Origin of the sequence: Prochlorococcus marinus str. GP2 (assembly GCF_000759885.1) — a bacterium.
GTDB lineage: Bacteria > Cyanobacteriota > Cyanobacteriia > PCC-6307 > Cyanobiaceae > Prochlorococcus_A > Prochlorococcus_A marinus_J.
Window position 1 is genome coordinate 274,050 of sequence record NZ_JNAH01000008.1, and the last position, 15,913, is coordinate 289,962.

Sequence of the window (15,913 nt, forward strand, 5' to 3'; positions counted from 1 at the left end):
CCTATGAATTCTCATTTGAACGATCCTCAAATTGCTGAGGTCTTCTACTAGCTTTCCTCTTAGGGCTCGCACCCACAGGGATAGTTTGTTCTTCTTTGGGGAGAACTTCACCTTTGAAAACCCAAACTTTTATGCCTAAGACACCGTAAGTTGTATTAGCTTCACGTGTTGCATAGTCAATTTCAGCTCTCAATGTATGTAATGGAACTCTACCTTCTCTAGTCCATTCAGTTCTAGCTATTTCAGCACCATTCAACCTTCCCCCTACTTGAATTTTTAGACCTAAGACTCCAGCCCTTTGAGCTCTTTGTAAGGCCATTCTTATAGTTCTTCTAAAGGCGACTCTTTTTTCAAGTTGTTGTGCAATATATTCAGCTAGTAAAAAAGCATCAGCATCTACGCGCTCAACTTCTACAACGTTTATTCTAACTTGCCTTGTTCTATCCCCTATAGTTTTTTGAATGCCAGATCTTAATTCTTCAATCCCACTTCCTTGTCTTCCAACTATAACTCCTGGTCTTGCTGTTTTTAATTCAAGTTCCAATTGGTCAGCTTTTCTAGCTATTAAAACATCGCTAATGCCTGCTGCTCCATATTTTTTTTGTATGAAGGTACGAATTTTAAAATCTTCTTGGAGAAGAATTGGATATGTCTTAGAAGTAGCAAACCACTTAGAGCGATGCTCTTGTGTAATTCCTAATCTTAGTCCTGAAGGATGTATTTTATGTCCCATTAGTTTTGTACCTCCGTATTAGTTTTAGCAGGAGCAGATTCAACAGAAATACTGATGTGGCAAGTCTGTTTTTTAATTGAAAAAGCTCGACCTTGAGCTCTGGGCCTATACCTTTTCATTACTGGACCACTATTAGCCCATGCAGAAGAAATAACTAAGGTTGATGGATCCATTCCAAGGTTATGTTCTGCATTGGCAACCGCAGATCTTAAAACTTTAGTGATGGGGTCTGTAGATCTGTAAGGCATAAATTCCAACATAATCAATGCATCTCTATAAGACCTACCCCTTATCTGATCCAAAACTCTTCTCACTTTAGAGGCTGATCCGCGAACGTAATTCCCATGAGCAATTGCTGTTTTTGTTGTTTCAGGTGTTTTTGTCATGATTTTGCTCCTTTCTTATCTCTTAAATGACCTCGGTAAGTGCGTGTAGGAGCAAATTCACCAAGTTTATGACCAATCATTTGTTCAGTAATAAATACTGGAATGTGAGTCTTGCCATTATGTACGGCGATTGTGTGACCGATCATTACAGGTAAAATCGTAGAGGATCTCGACCAAGTTTTGATAACAGACTTGTCATTATCAGTATTTTGTTTTTCTACCTTCTTGAGCAGGCTATCTGCTATGAAAGGTCCTTTTTTTAGTGAACGTCCCATGATTATGTAAAAGAAATTGGAATAATAAATGAAGTAATCAAGAGTCTCTTCCTCCTCTACTCCTCTTAGAAACACGACGACGTCTTCGAACAACTAATTTATTACTTGGTTTGTTCTTTTTACGTGTCTTTAATCCAAGAGCTGGTTTACCCCATGGAGTAACTGGTCCTGCTCTACCAATTGGTGCTTTTCCCTCTCCTCCTCCATGTGGATGATCACATGGGTTCATTACACTACCTCTCACTTGAGGCCTTCTTCCAAGCCATCTTCTTCTTCCTGCTTTACCTAAGCTAGTATTTCTTATTTCAGAATTACCAACTTCACCAAGAGTTGCGTAGCATTCTTTTCTTACAAGTCTTACCTCGGTAGATGGTAGTTTTAAAGCAACATAATCTCCCTCTTTTGCCATAACTTGAGCACTAGCTCCTGCGGATCTAACCATCTGAGCACCCCTACCTGCATATAACTCAACACAATGAACACTAGATCCTAATGGCATAACAGAAAGTGGCATTGCATTACCATCTTCAATTGGAACACTTTCTCCAGATATGACATTCTGTCCGACTTTTACTCCTGCTGGAGCGATAATATATCTTTTTTCCCCATCTTCGTAGAATAAAAGTGCCAGCCTTGCATTTCTATGAGGATCGTAGTGTATAGCTGCAACTTTAGCGTTGATGTTTCTTTTATCTCTTCTAAAGTCAACTAATCTATATTGCCTTTTGTGACCACCTCCACGATGACGACAAGTGATAACTCCACGATTATTTCTGCCTTTAACTCTATGTTTTGAAACTATTAGTGATCTTTCAGGTTTTGCACTTGTTATTTCACTAAAGTCAGTAACTACTCTTTGCCTAGTACCAGGTGTATAAGGTTTAAATTTACGGATTGCCATGATTAAAACTCCTTAAGATTCTGGAAATAGTTGGATTTTGTCTCCTTCAGCAAGACGCACAATTGCCTTCTTGACCTGAGAACGTTTACCAGAGAATTTCCCGACTCTTCTTGTTCTCCTGGGAGGATTCATAGTGTTAACTCCTATCACTTTAACACTGAATAAGGCTTCAACAGCAGCCTTTATTTGTGGTTTTGCCGCTCTATGATCTACTTCAAAAGTATATTGGTTAAGATCTAGTGCATTTGTAGCTTTCTCAGTAATAACTGGCTTTCTTATTACATCGGCTAAACGAGAATCGAATAATTTACTCATGATGCATAAACCTCCTGAATTTTATCTAAAGCTGATTGCCCTATAACCAATTTATTAGCATTGAGAATATCAAATACATTTAATTGATCGGCGGCAATTAATTTTACTTTTTCGATATTATTGATGGATTTTTTTATAACATCGGACGGACTATCAAGAATAACCAAAACTTTTTCAGTTTTTTGTATACCCAATCGAGCAAGGCCATTGATGATCTCACTTGTTTTAGGCTGCTTTAAACTAGATCCAAAATCTTCAACGGCCTTCATATCAGATACTCTAGACATAAGTGCTGTTCTAAGAGCTAACCTACGTTCCTTACGATTCATATCAAGATTATAAGAACGTGGCTTCGGTCCAAAAATAATTCCGCCACCAGGTCTTAAGGGTGTCCTTATTGATCCTTGACGGGCTCTTCCCGTACCTTTTTGTTTATAGGGTTTTCTACCGCCCCCACGCACTTCAGATCTTGTCAAAGTTGATGCTGTTCCCTGTCTTTTATTTGCTAGCTGTCTAAGGACTGCTCTATGCATTAAGTCTGCCGAAGAAGTTTCCTTAGCAACTGCTAAATCAAGAGAAACTTTGCCGGATTTTTTACCATCCCACTTAAGAGTTTCAAGTGTTGTCATGATTTTTCACCTCCTTTTTTTCCTACAACATTATTTGGCTTAATGTTTATTATTGAGCCGGGCTTACCTGGTACAGAACCCTTTACTACAAGCAAATTTTTCTTATCATCAATTTTTAGAACTAACAAACCTTTAGTAGTAATCTGTTTTCCTCCATATCTTCCTGCCATTCTTTTTCCAGGATAAATTCTGCCTGGAGTTGTTCCTGCACCTGTAGATCCAGGTGCTCTATGATTTTTTGAACCATGACTCATAGGACCTCTGCTAAAACCATGTCTTTTCTGGTAACCAGCGAAACCTCTACCCATAGATTTGCCACTGATATCAACTTTTTGACCAACCTCAAAATATTTTACAGTTATTTGATTTCCGATTTCATAAGATGAAGTTTCTTCAACCCTATATTCTTTCAAATGCTTTAAAAGTTCTTCACCTGATTTCAACAAATGTCCCTTTTCAGGCTTACTTATATGCTTATCTTTGGACAAGCCATAACCTATTTGAACGGCAGTATAACCATCCAAAGCGTTTGTTTTCAATTGAGTGATACGGCAAGGACCAGCCTCGATAAGAGTAACTGGTACCGAATTACCTTTCTCGTCGAAAAGTTGGGACATGCCCAATTTCTTTCCTAAAATTCCTATAGACATAAGACTAAATTAGGCTAGCTCGTAATGATTTTTAAATTATCTAAAACCTTCAGTTATTAAGGTGAAGTTAATAAAAAAACAATTAATTAAGGTTGAGACTTATCTGAAAATCTAGATAGTTTCTCCTGGGATAAACCCACCTGTGTTTTTAACGAAACGCTAAAAATGTGAAATTTTACAGAGGCTCGGCTAGCTTGCGAGCTTAAAAATTCACTGAGTTACAATTGTACATCATCAAGTACCATAAAATAAAATAAAATAGAAATAAAGGAAATTTTTATGCCATTACTGCTTACTGGGAAAAAGTTTCATAACGATTTAAAAACTAACAAATGTCTTGCAATCTTTGCTCCTCTTGAAGGTGGTTATGAAACTCGTCTTTTGAGGAGAATGAGGGCCAAGGGCTTTAAAACTTTTATAACCTCAGCAAGAGGGCTTGGAGATCCAGAAGTCTTCTTGCTCAAATTGCATGGCGTTAGACCACCGCACCTTGGTCATCAAAGCGTTGGAAGAAATGGAGCACTCGGGGAAGTTCAACAAGTTATCCCACAAGCTTCTGAGTTATTTAATGAAAATGATAAAAATAAATTACTTTGGTTATTAGAAGGTCAAGTATTGTCTCAATCTGAATTAGAAAGCTTAATAGAGATTTGTACTAACGATAATAAGCTAACTATAGTTATTGAAATGGGTGGTTCAAGAAAACTTGAATGGAAACCGTTAAGTAATTACATTTTAGATGAATTTGAAAGTTAAATTGTTTGATTACAACTAAGAATACAAAAGATAAATGGATTAAGTTAATTTGTGGTGCAAGCAATGAAGATATTGTTGCCATAGAAGATTTATGTGCAATTTATACTGCTGCTGGTGTCGACTACATAGATGTTGCTGCAGAAGAATCTATAGTCCACGCAGCAAAAAAAGGAATCGAGTGGGCAAAAAAAGTCTTTGAAAACTCCCCTGGATTAATGATAAGCATTAGTGATGGAAATGATATCCACTTTCGTAAAGCAAAATTTGATCCATTGAAATGTCCCCCTAATTGTCCAAGACCGTGCGAAAAAGCATGCCCCACATTTGCAATTGATAATTCTGGGATCAAAAAGAGTAAATGTTATGGATGTGGAAGATGTTTGAATAGCTGTCCCCTAAATCTAATTAGTGAATATGAATATAATTTGTCAAAAGATGATTTAGGATCAACACTTCAGAGAATAAAGCCTAATGCAGTAGAAATTCATACAGAAATCAATCGCCTAGAGTCTTTTGCAAAAGTTGTCCGTATCTTAGAAAGTTCTGAAATAAAATTAGACAAGTTATCTATCAGTTGTGGATTAAATCAATCTTTCAAAAAATCACAAGAGCCCGAAGATCTTTTGAAAGCTCTTTGGGAAAGATATGAAATTATTAAAAAACTTGATATTCCTCTTATTTGGCAGCTAGATGGAAGGCCAATGTCTGGAGATCTTGCTCCTTCAACAAGTAGAGATACTGTAAAGTTATTTGAAAAAATCGGTTCAAATCTTCCACCTGGATTAATTCAACTAGCAGGAGGAACAAATGAAAAAACTCATGAATTTTTGAATTCAAACAATCTCCCAGACGGAATAGCATTTGGAAGTGCTGCAAGAAAAATTATGCAGCCCCTTATTGAATTGGCTCACAAAAATAACAAAAAACTTTATGAGTATCCTGAAACAATGGCTTTAGCAATCAAAAAAGCTAAGAAATTTCTAGAGCCATGGAAATCGAGCTCATTCAAATAATATTTTTATTTTTCAAAACTAGCGCCATGTTTATAAAAACTTTGTATTTTTTGGATAGAAAAAAATCTTTTCATGTATTAAAATAAAAATTCAATGGGCCGTCGCCAAGTGGTAAGGCATCGGGTTTTGGTCTCGACATTCCTAGGTTCGAATCCTAGCGGCCCAGTTCTAATATTCAATTGGTGTCTTCTCAAAAAATTTTTCTATTTGATTTTGATGGAGTAATAGTTGATGGAATGCAAGAATATTGGCATAGCTCCTTGCTGGCCTGTGAAAGATATTTAAATTCACCCAACATCACTATTGATCAAAAATTTTATAAAGGAGTACCAAATTCCTTCAAAGAAATTAGGCCTTGGGTTAAATATGGTTGGGAAATGATTCTAATTGTCCACGAAATTATAAAAACAGAAAATCCATTAAAAAGTGATAATAAAGATGATTTCATTAATAATTATCATCAAAATTGCCAGAGGATATTAAAAGATAATTGTTGGCTTGCCGAAGATCTGCAGAAAATATTAGATAAGTCTCGCGAATACCAAATTGAAAAAAATTTTGAACAGTGGGTAAATTTACATAAACCATTCTTTGAAGTTTTAAATTTTATGGAAGAATTAAAGAAAAGAGAAATAAAAAAAGGAATCATAACAACGAAGGGTCAAAAATTTGCAGAAAAAATTCTCAAAAAATTAAATATATTTCCAGAATTTGTTTTTGGTTATGAATCTGGAACAAAAATCAAAATAGCTGAAAAACTTACACAAACTTATGAAATTTTAGGCTTTATAGAAGATAGAAAAAAAACTCTAATCGATATTAAACAAAATTCAGAAACTTCTCACATTCCATGCTTCCTAGCTGATTGGGGATATTTGAAAGAATCAGATAAAAATAAATTAAGTAATGAAATCAAATTATTAAAATTAGGAAACCTTGGAGAATTAGTTGCAATTTAAAGATAATCAGCTAGAGTACAGATGTACTATAGTTTGTATTTATGAAGTTTGGTTTAAATAAAAATTTCCAAATTTAGAATAATTACAAGAACTTTAACCAATAAATCAAACAATGAGCCTTGAAGAAAACAAAAAAACTGAATCAAAAGAAAAAGACAAGGCATTAAGTCTTGTCTTAGGTCAAATAGAAAGAAATTTTGGACGAGGTTCAATAATGAGACTTGGTGACGCCTCAAGAATGAAAGTAGAAACAATATCTACTGGAGCGCTCACCTTAGATTTAGCATTAGGAGGAGGCTATCCAAAAGGAAGAGTAGTAGAAGTTTACGGACCAGAAAGTTCAGGAAAAACTACATTAACGCTTCACGCGATTGCGGAAGTCCAAAAAAATGGAGGAGTAGCTGCATTTGTAGATGCTGAGCATGCACTCGATCCAGTTTATGCGGCCTCTTTAGGTGTTGATGTTGAAAATTTATTAGTTTCACAGCCAGATACTGGTGAAATGGCTCTAGAAATAGTTGACCAACTTATAAGATCGAGTGCGGTAGATCTTGTAGTTGTTGACTCGGTCGCAGCACTAACCCCAAGAGCCGAGATAGAAGGAGAGATGGGAGATCACGTAATTGGAAGCCAAGCAAGGCTAATGAGCCAAGCAATGAGGAAAATAACAGGAAATATTGGCAAATCTGGATGTACGGTAATATTCCTGAATCAATTACGCCTAAAAATTGGCGTTACATACGGTAATCCAGAAACAACAACTGGAGGTAATGCATTAAAATTTTACGCCTCAGTAAGACTTGATATCAGAAGAATTCAAACTCTTAAAAGAGGTACTGAGGAATATGGCATAAGAGCAAAAGTGAAAGTAGCAAAAAACAAAGTTGCACCACCATTTAGAATTGCAGAATTTGATATTCTCTTTGGGAAAGGTATTAGTACAACAGGATGCTTATTAGATTTAGCAGAAGAGACTAATATCATCATAAGGAGAGGTGCTTGGTATAGTTATGAAGGAGAAAATATTGGACAAGGAAGAGATAATACAATTATTTGGCTTGATCAAAACTTAGAAATTAGGAATAAAGTAGAATCTATGGTTAAAGAGAAATTAACAGAAGGAACTGAAGTCAGTTCTAATTCAATGAAAGCATTAAATAGCAATCCTGCTAACACAATCGCTGTTAATGATATAAAAACAGTAGCTTAGATTTATAAAGAATCAGCTAAAGTCCACCACCCAGCAGCAGGTCCTATAAATCTCACTACAATCCATAAGATGACTAACCCTCCGATTCCAAACCAACTAGCCTTAATACTTAATTTAATTAGGTTATCTCTTTGATTGATTGTAAAGGGAAGCCATTCAAATAATCTTGGAGACTCATCAATTTTAGTTTTTGTATTATTTTTTTTTGGAGGTAAACCAAGTGTTTTACGTCTTTTTGCTTCTCCCATATTTCTTTAGTTATTTACAAAATCATAACCTAATCAAAAGGTAGCATATAGTTAATTTGTTTTGAGGGTTGAATGTTTTGCAAAAGTAATCTTCCCCAGTTTCTTTTGTTTGCTCTTCCATCTAAGATTATTAACTTACCTGAATTTCTTCTTAAAGGAGAAATAGATCTTTCAAGTTTAATTCTAGCTTGAGGAAGAAAGCAGTCTCTAAACCAATCTTGAGAAAGCTTCTTTTTATGAGAGACAGTAATTGCATTAATGGGTTCTGACATATTCGGAATCGGAAGTAAAGGAATGATAATTTGTTCTGGATTTTGAATTAAATAAGAATTCATAATCCACCAGTCAAAACTAGAGCAAAGGATTTCATTTCTACCTGAGGGAATTGTCTCTAGCAATACTCTCTTCCCGTAAGTAGAAGCTAATTCTGTAGCAAGATTAGTTTTTAAATCAATATCATCAGACAACACTAAAGTTAAACCCTTTCTAAAAAGTATTAACTTTTTGCATTTGTCCAAGATTGAATTGATAAAAAGAGGATTATTAGGAAGCAACTGTTTAGAGGGTATATATAAAGAAATCTTTTTCTCTTCAAAATTACTCTTAAAATTAATAACCAAGTCAATATCTAAACTATGCTTTTTAAAATACATTTGGAAAAAATTATCTTTTCTCAATGCTGATAAAAAAACAAATTTATTATTTGAAAAAAATTCCTTAATTTGAAAAAGTTCATCTATTGGCTGTAAATACAAATTCCAATCTAAATTTGTATCGTTTAACTTTACCCAGCATGCCCAACCTTGAGATAATGCTTTGTTGACGCTTAAAAATTTATCAGAAAAAAAAGAATTTTCTTGAAAAAAGTTTGACAAGAAACTAATTTCTTTTTCATCTAAATTGATATAACTATTACCTAAGACCTTTCTCAAGAAGAACTTTTTCTTCAACGAATCATATACTTTTATAAATTTTTGATTGATCAATTCAAATTCTTTAAAATTTTTTGTCCAATCCTTTTTAAGTAAAGAAATCCTAAAATGATTTTTTAAATCCTGTTTTATATCCTCAATTCCTGAATACACTATTCGATGATTTCTAAGATTACAAGAATTGGGATCATTAAGAAAATTTTGGATAGTTATCAATTTAACATTATGATTTGCAAAAATAAATTGATCATTTTTCAAAATAAAATTAAAACCTAGATTTTTCAATGAATCAATATGAAATTGGCTTATAAATTGGATTTTTTCTTTAGATAAAATAAAAGTTGAATCCTCCTCCTTTAAAAATAAAGAAATCAAAATTGGAGGTAACCAATCATAGCTAGAGAAAATTTCTGAATTAATTAGATAGGTAGAATCATTTTCAATACATTTGGAAACTATCCTCCCAAAAGAATATATATGCTCCCAATTAATACTTTGATCTCTCAAAAAATTTTTCAAATATTGATGACTTAAAATTTCAAGCATTTATAATTAATTTAATTTCAAAACATGCAAAATTTATGAACCTAATATACAAAAAATTGGTATCAATAAAAGAGGGTCTTGAATTAATTAATTTATGAAAATTGGAATAGTAGGATTAGGATTAATTGGTGGTTCTTTAGGATTAAAACTCCAAAGTCTAAATCATACAATTTATGGAATAGCAAATAATGAATTTAATGAAAAAAAAGCTAAGGATAAAAAACTTGCAAATTTTGTTAGCTGTGATCTGAGCTTATTAAAAAAATGTGAGCTAATAATTTTGGCATTGCCTATCAAAGATTTGATCAGTCCTTCGCAACAATTAGTAGCATCAATTCCTCAAGAAACAATACTAACTGATGTAGGGTCTGTAAAAGAACCAATTGTAAATACATGGGAAAATTCACATCCTCTATTTATTGGATCTCATCCAATGGCAGGTACAGAAAAAAAAGGAGTTGATTCAGGTTTTGAAGGTCTTTTTAAAAATGCAAAATGGATTATTACCCCGACACAAAATAGTGATTTAAATTCAGTCAGAACTATTTCCGAGCTCATAAAATCAATGGATTGTGAAATTTGCCAAGCTTCGCCAAAAGAGCATGATGAAGCAGTATCTCTAATTTCTCATTTGCCTATATTTTTAGCTTCTGCCCTCATAGAAACTGCACAAACAAAAAATAATCAATCTTTATTAGATCTCTCGCAAAAATTAGCTGCTACAGGATTTGCTGACACTTCGAGAGTTGGCGGAGGCAATGAACAACTAGGCCTAGATTTAGCTATTAATAATCAGATTAATATTTTAAATTCCATAAATAATTTTAAAAATAAGCTGAATATACTGGAATCTCTTATTAAAGAAAAAAATTGGGATTTACTTTCTAAAAAACTTGCTGAAGCAAAAGAAAACAGACAAAATTTTATAAACTAAAATTTTCTATACCTTTGGAAGCTAAAATTTGCCTTGAAACCATTAATGCAGACTGACTAACACCTGCAGTCCCCTCTCCTGGATAAATAGAATCTCCACATAACCAAAAACCTTCAAAAGGTGTCCTACTTGATAATCCAAATAAACCAAAAATATCTGGATTTTGACCAAGCCCGCCTACTATTCCATTAGGTCTTTTTGTCCATTTTTCAAAGCCCAATGGAGTTGCTAATTCTCTATGAAGCCATTTTTCAGGATCAATATCAAATTGACTTTCCAATTCAAGGGATATTTTTTTCATGAAACTATTTTTTTTCTTTAAGTAAGTTTGTTTATCTAGATCAAACCAATCTTTAGTTTTGGTAAAGATACTGGCAATTAAAGTAACCTCACCTTTTGGCGCTCTTCCATCACCATCATCACTAATTGATACAAATAACGAACAAAATTCTTTTGAAACAAATTGATAATGATTGGAGAATGTTTTTTTAATATGTTCCTTTTTTAATGCTGAATAAAAAACTACAGCTCCACTTGGATCAGGCAAATTATTAAGTCGATTTTTATAATTTTTTTTTCTTTCTAAAGGATCTTTCAAATGCTTGAGCAAAGATTGTGGAGGTGCGGTATAAATCACATCTTTTGCTTGATAAATAAATGATTTTTTTTTCGAATTAGCAGATAGTTGCCAACACATATTTACGTCGTCAAAAGTTATAGAATTAACTTCTTGTCCAAAAATTAAATTAACTCCAGTTTTAATTAATGAACTTTCTAATGATTCACTTAAAGACTGCATAGATTTTTTAAGATGCCACAGTCCATGTGGCTGTTGACACATCTGAAGAACAGTAGATCCATATAATGCTGCAGTACTATAAACGTCCTCTTGAGAATAAAGTTTTAGTTGAAGATTTAAGAATTTAATCAAGCGCTCATTCTTGGATAATCCACATATCCGCAATAGATCAAAAATAGTAGATTTAAGTAAGATACCCGTGACAAGGTTTGAAGGTACTAGTGCTTTGAGAAGTTGAGAAAAATCCCAAAAATTACTTATTGGTAATACAGGATTATTATTAGCAAATATCCAATTACTTTCATGTATTAGGGTACAAAGCTTCCAAAATCTTTGACTCCCAGGAAACTGCATTTCTCGTTCAGCAATCCATTTACTTTTTTCATACCAAATAGGTATAGGATTACCACCATCATTTAAATCAACAATACAAGCAGGGTCTAAAATTGTGGCTTCTGGGGATGGAATATCTAAAAAATCAAAAATTCTAGAATGTATTCCTCCCTTCTCTAAACCAGCAACCTGAGTTGCGCCAACATCGAAAGTATAATTCTTTCTTTTAAAAGTACCAGCACATCCTCCGGCTTGAGTATGAGATTCGATTAAAGTCACTGCTAAGCCTTGTTTTGATAAAATCGCTGCAGAAGTTAGTCCTGCTATACCGGCGCCTACAACAATAACTTCAGACTTTTTCATTAAAATGCAAAAATTATCTCCTATTGAAATTAACGAAATTTGTGAAGAATTAGGTGAAACCTATCCAAAAAGTATTGAACAAGTTCATGGTGGCGATATTCATAATGCATGGCGAATAGAATTCTCAAACAAAAAGTTATTCCTTAAAAGAAACACTAGAAACAAAAAATTTCTTGAATTTGAAAAATATTGTCTACAAAATTTGAGAAAATATATTAACCAAGAAAACTTAGTTATTCCTGAAGTTATTGCATATAAAAATATAAAAAATATAGAGATTCTTTTAATTGAATGGATAGATATGCATAACTTTGACCAAAAAAAGCTTGGAAAAGGTTTAGGTGAATTGCACTTGAAATCAGCTGAATCTAACCCCAAAATGTTTGGGTTTCCAGTTGAGGGTTTTATCGGAACAACAGATCAGAAAAAAGGCTTGGCAGATAATTGGATAGATTGTTTTTTAACCTTAAGGATAATACCTCAATTATTAAGTCTTAAATCGAGAATTTTAGATAAAGAAATTATAAATAAAGTTAAAGAAAAAATTAAATCAGAATTGCTGAATCACAAACCAATAAATGCTCTAGTTCATGGTGATTTATGGTCAGGCAATGCAGGAATGGACATAAATGGAAAGGGGGTTATATTTGATCCTGCATCTTGGTGGGCAGATAATGAAGTAGATATAGCTATGACAAAACTATTTGGAGGTTTTAGAAAAGAATTTTATGAAGAATACCATAGGATTTTTCCTATAAAAAACGGATTTGAAAAAAGAATTATTATTTATAATTTTTATCACATATTGAATCACGCCAATATGTTTGGAGGAGGGTATTTAAAGCAAGTTGAAGATTACATAAAAGCAATTCTTAATATGTAATCTTTAACTACCCTAAATATGTCTTCTTAAGATTTTGTACCTTATCTAAAACAGCCTCACGATTCTCGCTAGTACGAAGATTCTGCCAACTCCATTGGCCAACAACTATGACTCCAAGAAGTTCAAGAAGACCAGGCAGTATTGGGAAAAAATTAATTGTGTCAATAACAACTTTTATAATTATTTGTGCAATTACAACAACAGCAATGATTCCTGCCGCTTTGCCATATTTACCCATCTGGGTCCAATCAACATTTCCAAGTGTTTCGTTGACTTTTCCCATCACATCAGAATACTTCTCTGAAAAGCTTTTAGTTTCTGAGCTTGTAGCGGAGCCGGAGTCTTGATTTGACTCTGGTGTGTTTTCACTCATGAAATCAGTAATCTAAATATAATGATCAGACAATAACGGAAAAATCTTCTATCCGCTACCTTTTTGTTATGTGTAATTCCGAACCGACACATTTTGTATTTTTTTAGATGTACGGATATAAATGAATCTTGAATATTTTTAAAAGAATTTCATTTATGAATAATTACCATTAATTGGCTTGTTTTGACAAAAAACATTAATAAATCAAACAAATAGGAATTTTAAAAAAGATTAAACATTGTATTTTAATTATCATAAATTCATAGATATTATTTTACGAAATTAAAATGAAATTCTCAAAAAATATCAAATTTAATTTCTTAACTACAGAAGAACAAGAAAGATATCAAAAGCATTTAACACTCAAAGAAATAGGAAACGAAGGTCAATTAAAGCTCAAAAACAGCTCAGTAATATGCATAGGAGCAGGGGGACTTGGATCCTCAGTATTAATTTATCTAGCTGCCGCAGGTATTGGAAAAATTGGAATAGCTGATAATGATTTTGTAGAAAAGTCTAATCTTCAAAGACAAATAATTCATGAAACCAATACAATTGGTAATTTGAAAATTGATTCTGCTAAAAAAAGAATTAAAAGACTTAATCCTAATATTGAAGTAATTACTTTTAACAAAAGAATTACCTCAAAAAATGTCATAGAAATAATTAAAGAATTTGATATAGTTTGTGACTGTTCAGATAACTTTGGCACTAGATATTTAATAAATGATGCGTGCCTGATATTAAATAAACCTCTAGTCTTTGGTAGCGTTCAAGGCTTTGAAGGCCAAGTAAGTGTTTTCAATTTATATGAAAATAGTCCTAATTTGAGAGACCTTCTGCCAGAATCTCCTGTACAAAATGCTATCCCTAGTTGTGCAGAATATGGAGTTATGGGTGTTTCAACAGGTTTAATAGGTATTCTTCAGGTGAACGAAATCATAAAAATCATTTTAAAAAAAGGTGAAACTTTAAATGGAAAAATTTTAGTTTTTAATTTATTGGATATAAATATGAAAAAATTACATCTAAAAAGTGACCCGGTTAATAAGAAAATCAAAAATCTTTCTGAGTTTGAAGATTTTTATTATGACGATGGTTGTACTGAGAAAAATATTGAAATAGAAAGTATTAATGCTATTGAATTTAATAGCTTATACAAATCAAAACCTAATAGAATACTTCTAATTGATGTTAGGGAAAATAAAGAATTTTCTAATTCTTCAATAGAAGGTTCTGTTTCTATTCCTCTAAGTAATTTGAAACAAGAATCAGACTTAAAATTTATTCAAAAAATGAGTCTAATGAAAGAGGTTTTCACCATATGTCAAACAGGCAAACGTTCCGAAAAAGCTTCAAAAATTTTGTCTAAATTTAAAATTCAATCAAAATCTATTGAGGGTGGCATTGAAAAAGTAAAAAAAATATTTTCCAATTAATTTTTATAAGAATATTTTAGTAATCCACACCTCTTTTCAAATCAACTCCAACATTTGCGTAATGCTTATGACAGACCATTTCAGAGTAAACATCAGCTAGTTCAAAGTATGAAGGTTCATTTTTACATCTCCCGGTAATGACAACTTCTGTTTCTGTTGGTTTTTTTAAGAGTGTTTGATGTATTGATTCTACAGGTAGCAGCTCCAAATCAACAGTTGGATTCAGTTCATCTAAAATTATTGTTTTATACAAACCACTTAAAATGGCAGCCTTAGCAATTTCCCATGCTCTTTCAGCCTCAACATAATCAATGGGTTGTTGCTGGCCTCTCCAAACAATCGCATCTCTGCCAGATCGTAAATGATCTACCAAATGCGGATAACTTTCTCTCAAAGCTTCTATGGCAGCATCTTCTGTATAACCATTTCCTCCTTTTAACCACTGTAAGATTAAAACTCTATGACTTTTATCTTGAGATATTCCTTTACCAATAGCTTGAAGAGCCTTACCCAGTGCACTTGTAGATTTACCTTTCCCTTCACCTGTATAAATCTCAATTCCACCATTGAATCCTCTTTTTTCTTTTAGTTGTGATGTATCTCTTTTTGAACGTGGTCTCATTTCTGAATGGAGCTGAGATATTCTTACCAAAGAGACAGGGGCTGCTCTTCCAGTAATGATTATTTCCAAGCCATCTGGACGATTTTGAAGAGTATGAACTACTTCCTTTATATCAAGCATTCCTAAATCAAGTACTGGATTCAACTCATCTAAAACAACTACAGAATAAAGAGAACTTGCAATTGCCCCTTTAGCAATATTCCATCCTCTCTCAGCCTCGCCAATATCAAACTTTGTTACCTGGTCAACCGTAAAGAATTCCGATCTTCCTGTCCTTACATGATCAATTAAGTGTGGGAATCCTCTTTGTAAAGCCTCTATAGCAGAATCCTCATCATATGACCTCTCAGGACCTTTTAGAAATCTGAGAAGGAGAACTCTTGACTGTCTTTTTTCGCATATACCTAAACCAATTGTTCGGAGCACAACTCCCAAAGCGGCCTGACTTTTACCCTTACCTTCCCCATCATAAATATGTAGTTGACCTTTCGATCTCTCTTGACTGTCACTTGCCGTAACGATCCCAATTCCTCTATTTCTACTTGTATTCGTCAATTGAACAAGGTGAATAAATTTAATCTAAGATATAGTTAAGAATATTATTAAAAATTTAA

Annotated in this window: 19 protein-coding genes and 1 tRNA gene; 8 read left to right on the plus strand and 12 right to left on the minus strand. The window is 33.1% G+C overall.

Annotated features, from left to right (window positions below; genetic code table 11):
- Window position 1: 1 nt before the first annotated feature.
- The 7 genes from rpsC to rplC are packed head-to-tail and all read right to left on the minus strand — an operon-like array spanning window position 2 to window position 3,889.
- Window positions 2–733 carry a 30S ribosomal protein S3 gene (rpsC, locus tag EU91_RS00950; RefSeq protein ID WP_011819165.1) on the minus strand — a complete coding sequence of 244 codons (732 nt, stop codon included), beginning with the start codon at window positions 731–733 and terminating at the stop codon, window positions 2–4.
- Window positions 733–1,119 (minus strand): 50S ribosomal protein L22, encoded by a 387-nt coding sequence (gene rplV / locus EU91_RS00945; protein ID WP_032525071.1) that lies wholly within the window; start codon window positions 1,117–1,119, stop codon window positions 733–735. Before rplV ends, rpsC begins: the two co-directional genes overlap by 1 nt.
- Entirely contained in the window at window positions 1,116–1,394 is a 279-nt protein-coding gene (rpsS, locus tag EU91_RS0108875) for a 30S ribosomal protein S19 (RefSeq protein WP_032525072.1), read from the minus strand. Before rpsS ends, rplV begins: the two co-directional genes overlap by 4 nt.
- Window positions 1,395–1,431: 37 nt before the next feature.
- Window positions 1,432–2,295 (minus strand): 50S ribosomal protein L2, encoded by an 864-nt coding sequence (gene rplB / locus EU91_RS00940; protein ID WP_002807290.1) that lies wholly within the window; start codon window positions 2,293–2,295, stop codon window positions 1,432–1,434.
- Window positions 2,296–2,307: 12 nt separating this feature from the next.
- The gene (locus EU91_RS00935; protein WP_011819168.1) at window positions 2,308–2,610 is read right to left on the minus strand and encodes a 50S ribosomal protein L23; all 303 of its coding nucleotides are present in this window, start codon (window positions 2,608–2,610) and stop codon (window positions 2,308–2,310) included.
- Window positions 2,607–3,239: a 50S ribosomal protein L4 gene (gene rplD, locus EU91_RS00930; RefSeq protein ID WP_032525073.1), complete on the minus strand. Its 633-nt coding sequence runs from the start codon at window positions 3,237–3,239 to the stop codon at window positions 2,607–2,609. The genes EU91_RS00935 and rplD overlap by 4 nt, the downstream gene beginning before the upstream one ends.
- Window positions 3,236–3,889: a 50S ribosomal protein L3 gene (gene rplC, locus EU91_RS00925; RefSeq protein ID WP_032525074.1), complete on the minus strand. Its 654-nt coding sequence runs from the start codon at window positions 3,887–3,889 to the stop codon at window positions 3,236–3,238. The genes rplD and rplC overlap by 4 nt, the downstream gene beginning before the upstream one ends.
- 279 nt (window positions 3,890–4,168) lie before the next feature.
- Between rplC and ndhN the strand changes: the two genes are divergently transcribed.
- The 5 genes from ndhN to recA all read left to right on the plus strand — a co-directional run bounded on the left by ndhN (window position 4,169) and on the right by recA (window position 7,827).
- On the plus strand, window positions 4,169–4,645 hold the full coding sequence (gene ndhN, locus EU91_RS00920; RefSeq protein WP_025965040.1) for an NAD(P)H-quinone oxidoreductase subunit N: 477 nt from the start codon (window positions 4,169–4,171) through the stop codon (window positions 4,643–4,645).
- Window positions 4,646–4,650: 5 nt separating this feature from the next.
- Window positions 4,651–5,658, plus strand: coding sequence for an LdpA C-terminal domain-containing domain (locus tag EU91_RS00915; RefSeq protein WP_032525075.1), 1,008 nt, complete (start codon window positions 4,651–4,653; stop codon window positions 5,656–5,658).
- A 94-nt stretch (window positions 5,659–5,752) separates the two neighbouring features.
- Window positions 5,753–5,824, plus strand: a tRNA-Gln gene (locus tag EU91_RS00910).
- 16 nt (window positions 5,825–5,840) lie between these two features.
- Window positions 5,841–6,617 carry an HAD family hydrolase gene (locus EU91_RS00905; RefSeq protein ID WP_032525076.1) on the plus strand — a complete coding sequence of 259 codons (777 nt, stop codon included), beginning with the start codon at window positions 5,841–5,843 and terminating at the stop codon, window positions 6,615–6,617.
- A gap of 112 nt (window positions 6,618–6,729) precedes the next feature.
- Window positions 6,730–7,827: a recombinase RecA gene (gene recA / locus EU91_RS00900; RefSeq protein WP_032525077.1), complete on the plus strand. Its 1,098-nt coding sequence runs from the start codon at window positions 6,730–6,732 to the stop codon at window positions 7,825–7,827.
- 2 nt (window positions 7,828–7,829) lie between these two features.
- On the opposite strand, the gene EU91_RS00895 is transcribed toward recA, so the two are convergent.
- Window positions 7,830–8,075 (minus strand): DUF2839 domain-containing protein, encoded by a 246-nt coding sequence (locus EU91_RS00895; RefSeq protein ID WP_025895071.1) that lies wholly within the window; start codon window positions 8,073–8,075, stop codon window positions 7,830–7,832.
- 29 nt (window positions 8,076–8,104) lie between these two features.
- Window positions 8,105–9,553 carry a DNA helicase gene (locus EU91_RS00890; protein WP_032525078.1) on the minus strand — a complete coding sequence of 483 codons (1,449 nt, stop codon included), beginning with the start codon at window positions 9,551–9,553 and terminating at the stop codon, window positions 8,105–8,107.
- 94 nt (window positions 9,554–9,647) lie between these two features.
- Here EU91_RS00890 and EU91_RS00885 point away from each other — a divergent pair, with 94 nt between their 5' ends.
- A complete protein-coding gene (locus EU91_RS00885) occupies window positions 9,648–10,487 on the plus strand; it encodes a prephenate/arogenate dehydrogenase (RefSeq protein WP_032525079.1) in 840 nt (279 codons plus the stop codon).
- On the opposite strand, the gene crtD is transcribed toward EU91_RS00885, so the two are convergent.
- Complete coding sequence (crtD, locus tag EU91_RS00880; protein WP_032525080.1) at window positions 10,477–11,982, minus strand: C-3',4' desaturase CrtD; 1,506 nt, start codon at window positions 11,980–11,982, stop codon at window positions 10,477–10,479. The genes EU91_RS00885 and crtD overlap by 11 nt on opposite strands.
- Window positions 11,983–11,986: 4 nt before the next feature.
- On the opposite strand from crtD, the gene EU91_RS00875 reads away from it, so the two are divergent.
- A complete protein-coding gene (locus tag EU91_RS00875; protein WP_032525081.1) occupies window positions 11,987–12,865 on the plus strand; it encodes a fructosamine kinase family protein in 879 nt (292 codons plus the stop codon).
- 7 nt (window positions 12,866–12,872) lie between these two features.
- Here EU91_RS00875 and EU91_RS00870 read toward each other — a convergent pair whose 3' ends face one another.
- Window positions 12,873–13,238, minus strand: a complete 366-nt coding sequence (locus tag EU91_RS00870; RefSeq protein WP_032525082.1) for a CAAD domain-containing protein — start codon at window positions 13,236–13,238, stop codon at window positions 12,873–12,875.
- 287 nt (window positions 13,239–13,525) lie between these two features.
- On the opposite strand from EU91_RS00870, the gene moeB reads away from it, so the two are divergent.
- The gene (moeB, locus tag EU91_RS00865; protein WP_032525083.1) at window positions 13,526–14,677 is read left to right on the plus strand and encodes a molybdopterin-synthase adenylyltransferase MoeB; all 1,152 of its coding nucleotides are present in this window, start codon (window positions 13,526–13,528) and stop codon (window positions 14,675–14,677) included.
- A gap of 16 nt (window positions 14,678–14,693) precedes the next feature.
- Here the strand turns inward: moeB and EU91_RS00860 are convergent, their stop codons facing one another.
- Window positions 14,694–15,854, minus strand: a complete 1,161-nt coding sequence (locus EU91_RS00860; protein ID WP_032525084.1) for a cob(I)yrinic acid a,c-diamide adenosyltransferase — start codon at window positions 15,852–15,854, stop codon at window positions 14,694–14,696.
- Window positions 15,855–15,913 lie beyond the last annotated feature (59 nt).